The sequence below is a fragment of the Burkholderia sp. JPY481 genome, assembly GCF_038900515.1.
In the GTDB taxonomy this organism is placed as follows: Bacteria; Pseudomonadota; Gammaproteobacteria; order Burkholderiales; family Burkholderiaceae; genus Paraburkholderia; species Paraburkholderia youngii.
In genome coordinates this window covers 501,760-516,768 of the sequence record NZ_JAYMRT010000001.1, presented here as the reverse complement: position 1 = coordinate 516,768, position 15,009 = coordinate 501,760, and the positions used below count along the sequence as shown (strand labels likewise).

Here is a 15,009-nt window from a genome sequence, read left to right as displayed (position 1 = left end):
GTCTTGTTCGATCCTGCATTCGCGTCGCTCGATCGCCGATGGCCGCCGGCCAGGCGCCGCGTTTGCCTGCGAACGCGCAAACGAAACCCGATCGAACCCGACGCGAAAAGCGAAGCGAAATCCGCGCGTGCCGGAGCGGTAAAAAATCGTCTGAAATTCGCTAAGCTGCTGTTCGCGCAGTGAAAACCGGGGTGGTATCGCGTATAATTCGCTTTTGCGCCTATAGGATTTGCCATGCGTCTGATCCAAACAGCACTCACGTTCGATGACGTGCTCCTCGTCCCGGCCTTCTCCGATGTTCTGCCGCGCGACACCAGCCTCAAGACCCGGCTGACCCGCAACATCTCCCTGAACATGCCGCTCGTGTCCGCCGCGATGGACACGGTCACCGAAGCACGTCTGGCAATCGCCATGGCGCAAATGGGCGGCGTCGGCATCATCCACAAGAACCTCACGCCGGCCGAGCAGGCGCGTGAAGTCGCGAAGGTCAAGCGTTTCGAGTCGGGCGTCGTGCGCGACCCGATCACCGTGCCGCCGCAAATGAAAGTGCGCGACGTGATCGCGCTGTCGCGCCAGCATGGCATTTCGGGCTTCCCGGTCGTCGAAGGTGCGCAACTCGTCGGTATCGTGACGAACCGCGACCTGCGCTTCGAAGAGCGTCTGGACGAGCCGGTGCGCAACATCATGACGCCGCGCGAGCGCCTCGTCACCGTCAAGGAAGGCACGCCGCTCGCCGAAGCGAAGGCGCTGATGCACAGCCACCGCCTCGAGCGCGTGCTGGTCGTCAACGACTCGTTCGAGCTGCGCGGCCTGATGACCGTCAAAGACATCACCAAACAAACCGAGCACCCGGACGCATGCAAGGACGAGCACGGCAAGCTGCGCGCGGGCGCGGCGGTCGGCGTCGGCGCGGACAACGAAGAGCGCGTCGAGCTGCTCGTGCAGGCCGGCGTCGACGTGATCGTCGTCGATACCGCGCATGGCCACAGCAAGGGCGTGCTCGAGCGCGTCAAGTGGGTCAAGCAGAACTTCCCGCACGTCGAGGTGATCGGCGGCAACATCGCGACCGCCGCGGCTGCCAGGGCGCTTGTCGAATACGGCGCGGACGGCGTCAAGGTCGGTATCGGCCCGGGCTCGATCTGCACAACGCGAATCGTCGCAGGCGTCGGCGTGCCGCAGGTCACCGCGATCTCCAACGTGTCCGAAGCGTTGAACGGCACGGGCGTGCCGGTCATCGCCGACGGCGGCGTGCGCTTCTCGGGCGACGTCAGCAAGGCGCTCGCGGCCGGCGCGAGCGCGGTCATGATGGGCAGCATGTTCGCCGGTACCGAAGAGTCGCCGGGCGAAGTGTTCCTGTACCAGGGCCGCCAGTACAAGTCGTACCGCGGCATGGGCTCGGTCGGCGCGATGAAGGACGGCGCGGCGGACCGCTACTTCCAGGACAACTCGGCGAACATCGACAAGCTGGTGCCGGAAGGCATCGAAGGTCGCGTCGCGTACAAGGGTTCGGTCAACGCGATCCTGTTCCAGCTGATTGGCGGCGTGCGTGCGAGCATGGGCTACTGCGGTTGCCGCACCATCGCTGAAATGAACGAGAAGGCCGAGTTCGTGCAGATCACCGGCGCGGGCCTGCGCGAGTCGCATGTGCATGACGTGCAAATCACCAAGGAAGCGCCCAACTACCACGTGGACTAAACGCCCATGAAGCCACTGCTGCGCGTTGTACTGATCCTCGATGCGTTGGTGCTGCTGGCGTTAGGCCTGCTGTTCGTGCTGACGCCGTGGACCTCGCTGTACGACGCGCTGCAACTGGTGCCAACGGAGCCGATGCTGGTCGGCCAGGCGTTCGGCGTCGCGCTGATCGGGCTCGCATGGCTCGCGCTGCATGCGTCGTTCGACGGGGCGCTGACCTCGACGGTCGCGAAGGTGGTCGGTCATGTGCATTGGCTGATCGGCGTGCTGCTGCTGGTCTGGCTGCTGGGGCTGCATACGCCGTCGTTGACCGGCTTCGGGCAGATGGTGGCGGCGCTGGCCGGTGTCGCGCTGGTGGTGATCGGGCTCGGCGGCGTGCGGCTGTCGGGTGTGGTGCGGCGGCGCGAGAAGGGGGGCGTGGTCAAGTCCTCGTCGAGCAAGGTCGACGGCCGGGCTGAAAAGCATGCCGCGAAAGAAGCCGAAAAGGATGCCGTACAGAAGCGCGAGCCACGTGCCTCAGCGGGCTTTCCGATCTATCAGGCCGAGCCGGTGCCAGAGCCCGTCGTGCCGGTCACGCGACCGGTGAATCCGGCTGACGCGGCTCCCGTTGCCACTACCGCGCCGCTTCGTCCGGCTGCCAGCGAGTCCGGCCTGAGCGAGTCCGAACGTGCCGCGCGCGACACCAGCAACGACGTACCCAGCGCACCGCGCCCGCCGTTTCATGGCTGAAGCGCCGCGCGCCAGGCCGTTTGCCGAAGCTACCGGGTTTCGTTCGCGCGCATCGCAGGCGGCAAGTTCCGCCGTTGGTCCCGCTTTTGTGCTTCATCGTAATGTTTGCTGTCCGCGCCGCGCTGAGACCGTCGCCGCGTGGACCGCTTTGAATTCATCGCCGCGCCTCGTGCGCGGCATTCCGTATCCGCTCACTTCTGATTCCGTCCGCTGCCATGCATGACAAGATCCTGATTCTCGACTTCGGTTCGCAAGTCACCCAACTGATTGCACGTCGCGTTCGCGAAGCCAACGTGTATTCGGAAATCCATCCGTACGACGTCGACGCGTCGTTCATCCGCGACTTCGCACCGAAGGGCGTGATTCTGTCGGGCGGCCCGAGCTCGGTCACCGAGGAAGACACGCCGCGCGTACCGCAAGCCGTGTTCGAACTCGGCGTGCCGGTGCTCGGCATCTGCTACGGCATGCAGGCGATGGCGCAGCAGCTCGGCGGCAAGGTCGACATTGGCCATCTGCGCGAATTCGGCTACGCCGAAGTGCGCGCGCGCAACCATACGAGCCTGCTCGAAGGCATCAGCGACTTCACCACGTCCGAAGGTCACGGCATGCTGAAGGTGTGGATGAGCCACGGCGACAAGGTGCTGGAAATGCCGCCGGGCTTCGCGCTGATGGCATCGACGGAATCGTGCCCGATCGCCGCGATGGCCGACGAACAGCGCCGCTTCTACGGGCTGCAATGGCATCCGGAAGTCACCCACACGGTGCAGGGCCGCGCGATGCTCGAGCGCTTCGTACTGCAGATCTGCGGTGCGAAGGCCGATTGGGAAATGGGCCATTACATCGACGAAGCCGTCGCGAAGATTCGCGAGCAGGTCGGTAACGAGCACGTCATTCTGGGCTTGTCGGGCGGCGTGGATTCGTCGGTGGCGGCGGCGCTGCTGCATCGCGCGATCGGCGATCAACTGACCTGTGTGTTCGTCGATCACGGCCTGCTGCGCCTGAACGAAGCCGAGCAGGTGATGGCATTGTTCGCCGATCACCTCGGCGTGAAGGTGATTCACGTCGATGCGAGCGAAGCATTCCTCGGCAAGCTCGCCGGCGTGACCGATCCGGAAGCGAAGCGCAAGATCATCGGCGCCGAGTTCGTCGAAGTGTTCCAGGCCGAGGCCGGCAAGCTGACCGACGCGAAGTGGCTGGCACAAGGCACGATCTATCCGGACGTGATCGAATCGGCGGGCAAGGGCAAGAAGGCTGCGCAAACCATCAAGAGCCACCACAACGTCGGCGGTCTGCCGGAGACGTTGAATCTGAAGTTGCTCGAACCGCTGCGCGAACTGTTCAAGGACGAAGTGCGCGAGTTGGGCGTGAAGCTCGGTCTGCCGCACTCGATGGTGTATCGCCACCCGTTCCCGGGCCCGGGTCTGGGCGTGCGGATCCTCGGCGAAGTGAAGCGCGATTTCGCGGACCTGCTGCGTCGCGCGGACGCGATTTTCATCGAAACGCTGCGCAACACGATCGACAAGGAAACCGGCAAGTCGTGGTACGACCTGACGAGCCAGGCGTTCGCGGTGTTCCTGCCGGTGAAGAGCGTCGGCGTGATGGGCGACGGCCGTACCTACGAGTACGTCGTCGCGCTGCGCGCGGTGCAGACGCTCGACTTCATGACCGCGCATTGGGCGCATCTGCCGCACGAACTGCTCGGGCATGTGTCGAACCGAATCATCAATGAAGTGCGCGGGATCAACCGGGTCGTCTATGACATCTCGGGCAAGCCGCCTGCGACAATCGAGTGGGAGTGATCGGGCGTCTCGACCGTACCGGCACGACCTGATAACACAACACATCAAAGCCCGCGTTTTTCGCGGGCTTTTTTGTTTTGGGCCGCCGGATTCGCAGGCTTTGAACGGCGCTGCGATTGATGCCGGCATGTCAGACCAGATCGAGCCGCGCCCCCATCTCGACGACGCGATTCGGCGGCAACCCCAGGTGAGCGGTCGCATTCAATTCGTTTTTGCGCAGCAGCGAGAACAGGCTCAGCAGCAAATAGCGTCCCGGACGCCGCTTCGTCTGCACCGTCAGCGATTCCCGCCCGAGGTAGAACGTGGTCGACATCGGGTCATAAGCCGTGCATCCCGCGTGGCGCAGCGCCTGTTCGAGAAGCTGCGGTACGTCCAGCATTTCCAGGTAACCGTAACGACCGACGATCCGCACGAAGCCCTGATCGAGGCGCTGCACCTTGAAGCGGTCGCTTTCGTCGACGCGCGGAATCTCCTCGGTCAGCAAGGTCAGCAGCACGACCTGCTGATGCAGCACCTGATTGTGCTTCAGGTGATGGAGCAAGGTGGTCGGCACCGAGTCGCCGGCGGCCATCAGAAATACGCCCGTGCCATGCACGCGGTACGGCGCAGCCGAGGCGATGCTTGCGACGAATGCGTCCAGCGGCAACTGCGTATCCGCGCGGGCGCGTTTCAGCGCTCGCAGCCCGATCAGCCACGACGTCGAGATCAGGAAGGTTAACGTACCGATGGTGAGCGGCAGCCAGCCGCCTTCGGCAAACTTCATCGCGTTCGCCGCGACGAAGGCCACGTCCACCACCATGAAAAGCCCGGCCACGAGCGCGACACGCCAGATCGGCCAGTTCCAGCGCACGCGCGCGAATGCGGCGAACAGCATGGTCGTGATCAACATCGTCGTCGATACTGCGATACCGAAAGCGGCCGCGAGACTATCCGAGCTGCGAAAGCCAAGCACCACCGCGATGGTCGCGATCATCAGCACCCAGTTCAGACCCGGCAGATAGATCTGCCCCTCGGCGCTCGACGACGTGTGCTTGACCGTCACGCGCGGCGACAAGCCTAGCTGCGCCGCCTGGCGCGTCAATGAGAACACCGCGGAAATCAGCGCCTGCGACGCGACGATGGTCGCCAGCGTGGCCAGCACCACCATCGGATACAGGCCCCAGGACGGCACTGTCGTATAGAACGGCCGCGACGCGGCACTCGCATCGCGCAGCAGCAATGCGCCCTGACCCAGATAGCTGACGGTCAGCGCGGGCAACGCGAGTCCATACCACGCGAGACGGATCGGCCGCGCGCCGAAGTGGCCCATGTCGGCGTACAGCGCTTCGCCGCCGGTCAGGCACAACACGACGGCGCCCAGTGCTACGAAGCCCTTGAAGCCGTTATGCGCGAAGAACTCGATGCCGGTCAGCGGGTTGAACGCAGCGAGGATGGCAGGTGTTTGCACGAGCGACGCCAGCCCCAAGCCGAAGATGACGACGAACCAGACCGTCAGAATCGGACCGAATGCGACGCCCACGCGTCCGGAGCCCAGCGGCTGCACCGCGAATAGCGCCACCAGGATCACCACGGTGATCGGCACCGTGTAATGCGCGAAGGCGGGCGTCGCCACTTCGATCCCTTCGATCGCGCTCAGCACCGAGATCGCAGGCGTGATGACGCCGTCGCCATACAACATCGCGGTGCCGAACATCGCCATGAACACCCAGCGCAACGCGCCCGCGCGAGTCACGCGGCCGGTGCGCTCGCCGACCAGCAACGCGAGCAGCGCAAGCAGTCCGCCTTCGCCGCGGTTGTCGGCCTGCATCAGCACCAGCACGTACTTGCCGCTGACCATCAGCAGCAGCGACCACAGGAACAGCGAGACGATGCCGATCACGTTCGCGTTCGTCGGCGCGACGCCGAGCGAGCCGCCGAAAGCGGCTTGCAATGCATACAGCGGGCTCGTCCCGAGGTCGCCAAATACGATGCCGAGCGCGGAGAGTGCGAGTGCGGCCGTACCAGTCGCGCGATGCGAGGACGGCGAAGCCCGCAGAGTTTGGACGTTGTTCATGGGTTATTCAGATCCGGAGATGACGTCGGCAGGCGAGGGCGATGGCATCGACAGTCTGCTCGACAGAATGTTGCTGTGCCGATTGCAATGCTTTGAATCCCATGAGTCGGATTGACGATCGAATTCGGTGTCGTGCTGCGCGTACCATGCAACGAATCGCGCCTGTCCGCAATGACGGTTAACCCAAGGCACACGTAGCTAAGAGTGATGAGTCGACTGGATGCGTAAGGTGAGTGTTTAGATAATGAAAGAAGGGTTTGCGTACGCGCGCAGGTTGGGAACTGACTTCATACGGCGCAGCGCCTTGATTCGACGAACTTCGCCTCGGGTCGAAGTCGCCAAACCCGGCGGGATGCTCAGTAATCCTGCTGACACTCGTCGACGGCCAGCCAGCACAATCCGCTCGAAAGGCGGTTCGGCCCTCTGTTCACATTTGATGACATTGGCGCAAACATCATCGAGGAAAATGGGCGCCGACCACGCGACCATGCTGCACTTCGCGAACTCGCTGAATCTCGTACGCGAGCACAAGGCGGTGTTTCATGGGCGTCACCATATCGTCGTTGCACATCGGTGGCGCAACGAGCAGAACTACAGCTACCTCGACGCGTTGTACGGCGACTATCCGCTGATCCACAATTCCGCGTGGCTGAAGGACGCGGGCTACTATTACCCAGCTTTCGAGATTCGCCAGGGCGCGGCGCAACTGCAGCGTGCGGTCGATCACCACGCGGCGCAACTCGATGGACTTCTGATTGCCGCCGCTCCCTATCACGAGATCTGGACGCTGCCCGAATATGAAGCGAGCTGTGCGCCGTATTTCGCGAGCCTGTTCCGCTGCCCGGTGCGCCTGATGCCCCATCTATGGAGCCCGATGGTATTGGAGCGCGAGGCGACGAAGCTGCCGCAACATCGGAACGTCGGTTACCGGCCCGGACGCAGGCGCTGGCGCGCGGGCATCTTCGAACCGTACATCTGCATGGTGAAGGCGAGCTACGTGCCGCTGCTGGTCTGCGAGGCCGCGCACCGCGATAACCCCGACATGCTCGAGCACGTGTTCGCGTACAACAGGTTTCATCTGAAGAAGCACGTGAGCTTCAACGGCTTCGCGCGCAGCCTCGATATCGTGCATCACGGGCTCGCGTCGTTCGAAGGGCGTTTTCCGTTTCGCCAGGTGGTGGCCGGCGACTTCGATGTGATCGTCAGCCATCAGTGGGAAAACGCGCAGAACTATGTGTACTACGAGGCGCTGTATGGCGGCTATCCGCTGATCCACAACTCGCATCTGATCGGCGCTTGCGGGTATCGCTACGACGACTTCGATTGCGAGGAGGGTGCACGCGCGTTGCAACTCGCGTATGCGGAGCACGACGCCGATCTCGATGCCTACCGGCGCGCCGAGCATTCGTTGTCGCCGGCCGCTGAGTCCTTCATCGAGCTTTGGTACAAGCGTATCGGCAAGCCGGCCGGCCTGTAGCGCGTTGTCATTGCGCATGGCCTGTCATACTGTATGAATATACAGTAACATGGCTGCAATGAGCCGCTTGTGCGGCGGTGTGCGAATCGGTGGAAAAATTCAGCGAGGGGAACGAGGCGCGATGCCTGAACAACTGTGGTTGCCCGGGCTAGAGGCGCCGCCGCCGCCCACCGACGGGCTCTTTTTCGCCGTTTATCCGGATGCCAATACCGCAGTCGGCATGGCGAAGTTCGCGCAGCAGCTTTGCGCGGACGTACGCGGGCGCACCGGCGTGCGCGGCAAAGCGCTCACGGCGAACCGTTTGCACGTGACGCTGAGGCATCTCGGCAATTTCGCGGGCGGCTTGCCGGAGGATGTGGCGGAGGCGGCGAAACGGGCGGCCGCCGCGGTCAGCATGGCACCGTTTACGGTCGAATTCGACGCGATCGCCAGCTTCGCGAAAAGGCCGCGGCTCGGGCCGGCGGTGCTGGTCGGCGAGCACGGTGTGCGCGGACTGCAGGCGCTTCACGATGCGCTCGAAGCGAGCTTGCGGGACGACGGCATCGAGCCCGATACACGCTTTACGCCGCACGTGACGCTGGCGTACGGGATGCCGTGGATCGAGCGCCGTCCCGCCGAGCCGGCATGCTGGAACGTGCGCGAGTTTGCGCTGATGCACAGCCTGCTGGGGCGAACCAAACATATCGTTCTCGCGCGCTGGCCGTTGGTGGGGCAAAGCTGAGGAAGGGGCGAGGGCGCGTTGGCCACCGCGGTGTCGAATGCGCGGGTGTATCGCCTGGCAACCGTTAGAACCGCACGCTTGTCCCGCAGCCCCCGGCATAGGCGCCACCGCTTGCCGCGGCGCCGGCGCAAAAGACGCCGCAGCCGGAAAGCAGCAAGGCCGCGGCAATCGCCGCCAGCGCGGTACCCACGCCGATGCGCCGGGACGCGTGCGGGCTCCCCTCGCACCGCCTGCATCGCGCCGATAGGGCGCGGATGCACGACGGGGAAAGTACTGGGACCGCTGATCGGTTTGAATGACATCGCGGCATCGACTTCGACGGGAGGCCAATCCTGGCGTGCCGCGCCAGTCAAGCGCTGCGCGCATCGTACGGCTCGATGACTTACTCTAAGTCGACGCTGAAGCACCGTCAAAGGCCGAATAGCCGGGAAATCGGCGCTTTTATGCCGTCGACGGAGCACTGAACGCCCGTGCGCTCCCTGATAGAATGCTCGGGCCGCAACGTAGTGGATTGCAGATGAAATTGCTTGATGCGCTTGTCGAACAGCGTATTGCCGCCGCCGCCGCGCGCGGAGAGTTCGACGACTTGCCGGGTGCGGGCGCGCCGCTGGCCCTCGATGACGATGCGTTGGTGCCGGAAGAGGTGCGCGTCGCCAACCGGATTCTGAAAAACGCGGGCTTCGTGCCGCCCGCCGTCGAGCAGCTTCGCGCGCTGCGCGACCTGCAAACGGAGCTGAATGCCGTGAGCGATCAGGCGACCCGTTGCCGGCTCCAGGCTCGCATGCTCGCGCTCGATATGGCGCTCGAATCGCTGCGCGGCGGCCCGATGGTCCTGCCGCGCGAATATTGCCGCCGAATCGCCGAACGTCTGTCGGAACGCGTGGGCAATGTCGATGTGGCCGAAGCAGGTTCACAGTGAACGAGCCGCTCGCGTGTGCTGCCTCGATCGGCTCTTCGGCGCAAACCGAGGACGGCGAGAAATCCGTCGACGCTAGCATCGGCGCAGTGTCCGCGCTGGCGCCTGTGCAACCTGTGGCCGGTCCCGCCATCCCTCCCGGCAATTCCGAAGCGCCCATTGTCTCCGAACGCGACTTGCGCTTCATGGCGCTCGCTCAGGCCGCCGCCGAAGAAGCGCGCGCAGCCGGCGAAGTACCGGTCGGCGCGGTGCTGGTGCGCGGCGACGAAGTCATCGCCACAGGCTTCAATCATCCGATCGGCGCGCACGATCCGTCCGCGCACGCCGAAATGGTTGCGCTGCGCGCGGCCGCGCAGTCGCTCGAAAACTATCGTCTGCCGGGTTGCGAACTCTATGTGACGCTCGAGCCTTGCCTGATGTGCGCCGGCGCGATCATGCACGCGCGCATCGCGCGTGTCGTGTTCGGTGCGCGCGATCCGAAAACGGGCGCGTGCGGCAGCGTAGTCGATGCGTTCGCGAATCCTCAGCTGAACCATCACACGACGGTCAGCGGAGGTGTCCTCGAAGCCGAATGCGGTGTCGCGCTCAAGTCGTTTTTTGCCGAGCGTCGTCGCGCGAGCCGCGCAGCGCGCGCGGCGGCACGTGGTGAAGCGACTGGAGTGGCTGAAGGCTCCGTTGGCACCGCCACGGACTCCGCCGCACCCCCCAGCAGCGAACCGCCTCCAACCACGCCGCTCTAAAACAATAACGTCCAACGGGTCTCGCCATGACCGCTCATCGCACCATCGAACTGATTGCGCCATCCGGCTATCCGCATGATCCGGAGGTGCTGCATCGCGCGTTGCATCGGCTGCGGGCGCAGGGGCATCGGGTCGACGGCGAGGAGGCCGCGAAGCGTCGCTACCAGCGCTTCGCCGGCACCGACGGCGAGCGCGCGGCCGATCTGAACCGGCTCGCCGATCCATCGCGCGAATTACCCGATGTCGTGCTGGCCGTGCGCGGCGGCTACGGCGCGGTGCGCATCCTGCACGGTCTCGACTACGAAGGGCTGCAGCGGCGGCTCACCGATCAGCCGATCGCGCTCGTCGGTCACAGCGACTTCACCGCGATCCAACTGGCGCTGCTCGCGCGTGCCGGCGTGAAGACCTTCGGCGGCCCGATGCTGATGAGCGATTTCGGCGCCGAGGAGCTCAGCGAATTCACGATGCGGCATTTCTGGTCGGCATTGACGCAGCCGACGCTCACGATCGCGAGCAACACGCCGCAAGCGCAGAACGTCGACGTGACGGGCACGCTGTGGGGCGGCAATCTGGCGGTGGTGGCGTCGCTGGTCGGCACGCCGTACATGCCGCCGGTGCAGGGCGGCATCCTGTTCGTCGAAGACGTCAACGAGCAGCCGTTCCGGATCGAGCGGATGATCTATCAGCTGCATCTGGCCGGCATCCTCGCGCAGCAGCAAGCGCTCGTGCTCGGTGACTTCACGGGCGGCAAGCCCTACGACTACGACAACGGCTACGACCTGCAGGCGATGGTCGAGCAAGTGCGTTCGCTGATCGGCATTCCGGTCGTGACGGGGCTGCAGTTCGGGCATGTCCACAACATGGTGACGCTGCCGGTCGGCGCTAATGCGCATCTGGTCGCCGATGCGCATGGCTTCAGGCTGACGGCGTCGGGCTATCCGAGCCTTGGCTGAAGCCCGCGTGGGTGAGGAGAGGCGGGCGGATAGCCCGCTTTTTTTGCGTCATTAATGCAACTAACCGTCAGCATTATTCAGCTCGCCACCTCCCACACCCTTCGCCAATGTTTTCAGTTTTTGTTGACAAAAACCGAGCCGACAACAATCGGCTTGGCCGCGCCATAACGCGGTAAGATTCCCGCCAGACAGCCGCGCCGCTTGACTTACAGACTGTCTCTGACGCAACGCAGCACGATAACTGTCGAAAATCGACGCAAAAATTGTTGACAATATTTGTGTCCGTCCTATGATGACCAACATACCGAGACGCCAATCATGTCCGACACCGAATCAGTCGCGGGCAGTTCGAAGCCCGAAGCAATCGCCGAGCGCATCCGCGCCGCGATCCTCGAGCATCGGCTGGCACCCGGCGCGAAGCTCACCGAAGCTCAGCTATGCGAAGTATTCGGTGTGAAGCGCGGCCCGATCCGCCAGGCGCTTTCGCAACTGGCGGGTGAGCGGCTCGTCGATCTCGAGCCTAACCGTGGCGCGTTCGTCGCGAGTCCGTCGTTGCAGGAGGTGCACGAGGTGTTCGAAATGCGCCGCATCATCGAGCTGGCCGTCGTCGAAAAGATCTGTAGCGGACACGGCATGCGGCGTCTGAAGAACATCGGCGGCATGATCGGCCGGGAGCGCAAGGCATTCGAAACGCGCGATTTTCCGGCATGGATCCGTTTGTCGGGCGAGTTTCATACGGAGCTTGCGAACCTGACCGGCAACTCGGTGCTGTGCGATTGCCTGAACGGGCTGGTCGCGCGTTCCACGCTGATTTCCGCGCTGTACGAATCGCTCGGACGCAGCCCGTGCTCGTTCGAGGACCACGAAGCGATTCTCGCCGCGCTCGACGCCGGCGATGCGAAGCAGGCGGCCGCGCTGATGTCGCGCCATCTGCAAAGCGTCGAGTTGAAGATGCTGGAGCGCCCCGCGCGCGGTGCAGCGGATCTGCACGAAGTATTCGGCGCGCTCGCGCCGAAAGAAACATCCACGTAAAGAGCCGAAGCCGACTCCACCCCAGGCTGAGGCAAGTAGCAGGCGAGCGCCCGTTGCCGGTGCGCGCCGCACTGAATTGAACTGAACCGATAGATGCACGGCAGGGCGGCCTCGCGTGAGCGCCGCCGGCCTGAGCACGCACGTCCGTCGCAAGACGACGGACCTCAGGGTAGCGACGCATCGCCGGAAATCCGCGGCGGCTGGCGATGCGACAACCACAAGTACGTCAGTACGGAGACACGCGCGGCACGGTCCGGGACCACGACGCCGACTTCTGCGACCCACGCAGGGCAAGAAGCGAGCAACTGGCATGGCCGATGCAATGTCCGTCGATGCGCTTTCGACGGTCCCTATCCAAAGGAGGAATCATGGCTCAGTTCAGTGCAGCGCCAGGCAGTCACCCCATCTCCAACTATCCGGAAGGCACGGCCCAAACCGATCCGTCGATGCCGGCTGGCTACAGCGAGCGACTCTACAACGCGGACCTCGCGCCGCTGCGCGCGCAGAACTGGACCGCGTACAACATCTTCGCGTTCTGGATGTCGGACGTGCATAGCGTGGGTGGCTACGTATTCGCGGGGAGTCTCTTCGCGCTCGGCCTGACGAGCTGGCAGGTGCTGGTCGCGTTGCTCGTCGGCATCACGCTCGTGAACGTGCTGTGCAACCTGATCGCGAAGCCGAGCCAGCTGAACGGCGTGCCGTACCCGGTCGCGTGCCGGGCGACCTTCGGCGTGCTCGGCGCGAACGTTCCCGCGGTGATCCGCGGCCTGATCGCGGTCGCGTGGTATGGCATCCAGACCTATCTCGCGTCGAGCGCGCTCGTGATCGTCGTGCTGAAGTTCGTGCCGCAACTGCTGCCCTATGCCGACGTGCATCGGCATGGCCTGCTCGGTCTGTCGACGCTCGGCTGGGCCGGCTTCATGCTGCTGTGGATACTGCAGGCGCTGGTGTTCTGGCACGGCATGGAGACCATCAAGAAGTTCATCGACTTCGCCGGGCCGGCCGTCTACGTCGTGATGTTCATTCTCGCCGGCTACATGGTGTATCGCGCGGGCTGGCGCAACATCGGCATCAACCTCGGCGGCGTCAAATATCACGGCATGGAAGTGGTGCCGGTGATGATCACGGCGATCTCGCTGGTGGTGTCGTACTTCTCCGGACCGATGCTGAATTTCGGCGACTTCTCTCGCTACGGCAAGAGCTTTCGCAGCGTCAAGCGCGGCAACTTCTGGGGCCTGCCGGTCAACTTCCTCGCGTTCTCGCTGGTGACGGTGATCACGACCGCGGCCACGCTGCCGGTGTTCGGCGAGCTGATCACGGACCCGGTCGAGACGGTGGGCCGCATCGACTATCCGATGGCCGTGATTCTCGGCGCGCTGACCTTCACGATCGCGACGATCGGCATCAACATCGTCGCGAACTTCGTGTCGCCGGCCTTCGACTTCTCGAACGTCGCACCGCGTCTGATCAGCTGGCGTGCGGGCGGCATGCTCGCGGCGGTCGCGTCGGTGTTCATCACGCCGTGGAACCTGTTCAACAATCCCGCCGTGATCCACTACACGCTCGACGTGCTCGGCAGCTTCATCGGACCTTTGTACGGCGTCCTGATCGTCGATTTCTACCTGGTCAAGCGTCAGAAGATCGTGCTCGACGATCTGTACACGGTCGCGCCGAACGGCTCGTACTGGTATCGCAACGGCGTCAACTATCGCGCGGTGGCCGCGTTGCTGCCGGCCGCGGTGATCGCGGTGATCTGCGTGATGGTGCCGGGACTCGACGGCCTCGCGAATTTCTCGTGGTTCATCGGCGCGGGACTCGGCGCGTTGTTTTACCGGATGCTCGCACGCTGAGCTTCACGGAGCGCCAGGTTTTCGCCGCTGCAATAACGAGTCGAACAGGAGTCGCCATGCGTATCAAACTGATCAATCCGAACACGACGCACCGCATGACCGAGGCGATGGGGCGCTGCGCCCGCGAGGTCGCCGCGCCCGGCACCGAAGTGATCGCCATCAATCCGACGATGGGCCCGCCGTCGATCGAAGGCTATTACGACGAGGCGCTCGCCACGCCGGGTCTCCTCGCCGAAGTCGCGGCCGGGGAGCGCGAAGGCTGCGACGGCTACGTGATCGCGTGCTTCGGCGACCCGGGTCTCTATGCGGCGCGCGAGTTGGCGCGCGGTCCGGTGATCGGCATTGCCGAGGCGGCGATGCATGCGGCGAGCGTGCTCGCGCCGGGCTTTTCAGTCGTGACGACGCTCGCGCGCACCTGCGGCATGGCCTGGCATCTGGCCGAGCGCTACGGGATGAAGCGCTTCTGCCGCAACGTGCGTGCCACCGACGTCGCCGTGCTCGATCTCGACAAGCCGGGCTCCGCGGCGCGCCGCATCATCCTCGACGAATGCCGGCGTGCGCTCGACGAGGACGGCTCGGACGCGATCGTGCTCGGTTGCGCGGGCATGGCCGAGCTATGCGCGGAGATCGAGGACGCGCTCGGCGCGCCGGTGATCGAAGGCGTGACGGCGGCCGTCAAATGGACCGAGGCGCTGGTGGCGCTGCGACTCGCGACGGCCAAGCGCGGCGACTACGCACGGCCGCTCACGAAGCGCTACGACGGCGCGCTGGCGTCGTTCAGCCCCGGCCCGCTGCGGGTAAACGCCGACTCGGCGCAGACCCAGGCGGACACCCAGACGGACACCCACATACACTCGCTGTAACACGCACTATCTGCCCGGCCGTATGGGCTCACCGGGGTGTTTTCGCTACACTGGGTCAACTCGGTGCGGCGGCTTCGGCCGACGCTGAAGCCTCCAGACGAGCGCTTGCAAAAGCCAATCCCGCCGTCGTTGCCGAGCGGTTTCGAGCCCGAGCTTCATGCGTGAGCTTCACGCGAATTCCTGG

General features: G+C 64.5%; 12 protein-coding genes. 11 read left to right on the top strand and 1 reads right to left on the bottom strand.

Annotated features, from left to right (window positions below):
* Positions 1–234 precede the first annotated feature (234 nt).
* The 3 genes from guaB to guaA all read left to right on the top strand — a co-directional run bounded on the left by guaB (position 235) and on the right by guaA (position 4,220).
* Positions 235–1,695, top strand: coding sequence for an IMP dehydrogenase (gene guaB / locus VSR82_RS02375; protein ID WP_368587319.1), 1,461 nt, complete (start codon positions 235–237; stop codon positions 1,693–1,695).
* Between the two features lie 6 nt (positions 1,696–1,701).
* A complete protein-coding gene (locus tag VSR82_RS02370; RefSeq protein ID WP_429458917.1) occupies positions 1,702–2,421 on the top strand; it encodes a hypothetical protein in 720 nt (239 codons plus the stop codon).
* 215 nt (positions 2,422–2,636) lie between these two features.
* On the top strand, positions 2,637–4,220 hold the full coding sequence (guaA, locus tag VSR82_RS02365) for a glutamine-hydrolyzing GMP synthase (RefSeq protein WP_013089680.1): 1,584 nt from the start codon (positions 2,637–2,639) through the stop codon (positions 4,218–4,220).
* Between the two features lie 130 nt (positions 4,221–4,350).
* Here guaA and VSR82_RS02360 read toward each other — a convergent pair whose 3' ends face one another.
* On the bottom strand, positions 4,351–6,273 hold the full coding sequence (locus VSR82_RS02360; RefSeq protein WP_429459014.1) for a potassium transporter Kup: 1,923 nt from the start codon (positions 6,271–6,273) through the stop codon (positions 4,351–4,353).
* A 244-nt stretch (positions 6,274–6,517) separates the two neighbouring features.
* On the opposite strand from VSR82_RS02360, the gene VSR82_RS02355 reads away from it, so the two are divergent.
* The 8 genes from VSR82_RS02355 to VSR82_RS02320 all read left to right on the top strand — a co-directional run bounded on the left by VSR82_RS02355 (position 6,518) and on the right by VSR82_RS02320 (position 14,825).
* Positions 6,518–7,750, top strand: a complete 1,233-nt coding sequence (locus tag VSR82_RS02355; protein ID WP_498857472.1) for a DUF2827 family protein — start codon at positions 6,518–6,520, stop codon at positions 7,748–7,750.
* Positions 7,751–7,871: 121 nt separating this feature from the next.
* Positions 7,872–8,471 carry a 2'-5' RNA ligase family protein gene (locus VSR82_RS02350; RefSeq protein WP_429459018.1) on the top strand — a complete coding sequence of 200 codons (600 nt, stop codon included), beginning with the start codon at positions 7,872–7,874 and terminating at the stop codon, positions 8,469–8,471.
* Positions 8,472–8,988: 517 nt separating this feature from the next.
* A complete protein-coding gene (locus VSR82_RS02345; RefSeq protein WP_368587594.1) occupies positions 8,989–9,390 on the top strand; it encodes a DnaJ family domain-containing protein in 402 nt (133 codons plus the stop codon).
* Entirely contained in the window at positions 9,387–10,127 is a 741-nt protein-coding gene (gene tadA, locus VSR82_RS02340) for a tRNA adenosine(34) deaminase TadA (protein WP_429459021.1), read from the top strand. Before VSR82_RS02345 ends, tadA begins: the two co-directional genes overlap by 4 nt.
* 26 nt (positions 10,128–10,153) lie before the next feature.
* A complete protein-coding gene (ldcA, locus tag VSR82_RS02335; RefSeq protein ID WP_368587592.1) occupies positions 10,154–11,080 on the top strand; it encodes a muramoyltetrapeptide carboxypeptidase in 927 nt (308 codons plus the stop codon).
* Between the two features lie 318 nt (positions 11,081–11,398).
* Positions 11,399–12,112: a GntR family transcriptional regulator gene (locus tag VSR82_RS02330; protein ID WP_368587591.1), complete on the top strand. Its 714-nt coding sequence runs from the start codon at positions 11,399–11,401 to the stop codon at positions 12,110–12,112.
* A 368-nt stretch (positions 12,113–12,480) separates the two neighbouring features.
* Positions 12,481–13,962, top strand: a complete 1,482-nt coding sequence (locus VSR82_RS02325) for an NCS1 family nucleobase:cation symporter-1 (protein ID WP_410847967.1) — start codon at positions 12,481–12,483, stop codon at positions 13,960–13,962.
* A 56-nt stretch (positions 13,963–14,018) separates the two neighbouring features.
* Positions 14,019–14,825: an aspartate/glutamate racemase family protein gene (locus VSR82_RS02320; protein WP_429459024.1), complete on the top strand. Its 807-nt coding sequence runs from the start codon at positions 14,019–14,021 to the stop codon at positions 14,823–14,825.
* Positions 14,826–15,009: the final 184 nt, after the last annotated feature.

What these genes read in the sequence shown, in the direction of transcription:
- VSR82_RS02345 (WP_368587594.1), top strand. Translation starts at nt 8,989, where the DNA reads ATGAAATTGCTTGATGCGCTTGTCGAACAGCGTATTGCCGCCGCCGCC.
- guaB (WP_368587319.1), top strand. Translation starts at nt 235, where the DNA reads ATGCGTCTGATCCAAACAGCACTCACGTTCGATGACGTGCTCCTCGTC.
- VSR82_RS02355 (WP_498857472.1), top strand. Translation starts at nt 6,518, where the DNA reads ATGAAAGAAGGGTTTGCGTACGCGCGCAGGTTGGGAACTGACTTCATA.
- guaA (WP_013089680.1), top strand. Translation starts at nt 2,637, where the DNA reads ATGCATGACAAGATCCTGATTCTCGACTTCGGTTCGCAAGTCACCCAA.
- VSR82_RS02320 (WP_429459024.1), top strand. Translation starts at nt 14,019, where the DNA reads ATGCGTATCAAACTGATCAATCCGAACACGACGCACCGCATGACCGAG.
- VSR82_RS02330 (WP_368587591.1), top strand. Translation starts at nt 11,399, where the DNA reads ATGTCCGACACCGAATCAGTCGCGGGCAGTTCGAAGCCCGAAGCAATC.
- VSR82_RS02360 (WP_429459014.1), bottom strand. Translation starts at nt 6,273, where the DNA reads ATGAACAACGTCCAAACTCTGCGGGCTTCGCCGTCCTCGCATCGCGCG.
- ldcA (WP_368587592.1), top strand. Translation starts at nt 10,154, where the DNA reads ATGACCGCTCATCGCACCATCGAACTGATTGCGCCATCCGGCTATCCG.
- VSR82_RS02350 (WP_429459018.1), top strand. Translation starts at nt 7,872, where the DNA reads ATGCCTGAACAACTGTGGTTGCCCGGGCTAGAGGCGCCGCCGCCGCCC.
- VSR82_RS02370 (WP_429458917.1), top strand. Translation starts at nt 1,702, where the DNA reads ATGAAGCCACTGCTGCGCGTTGTACTGATCCTCGATGCGTTGGTGCTG.
- VSR82_RS02325 (WP_410847967.1), top strand. Translation starts at nt 12,481, where the DNA reads ATGGCTCAGTTCAGTGCAGCGCCAGGCAGTCACCCCATCTCCAACTAT.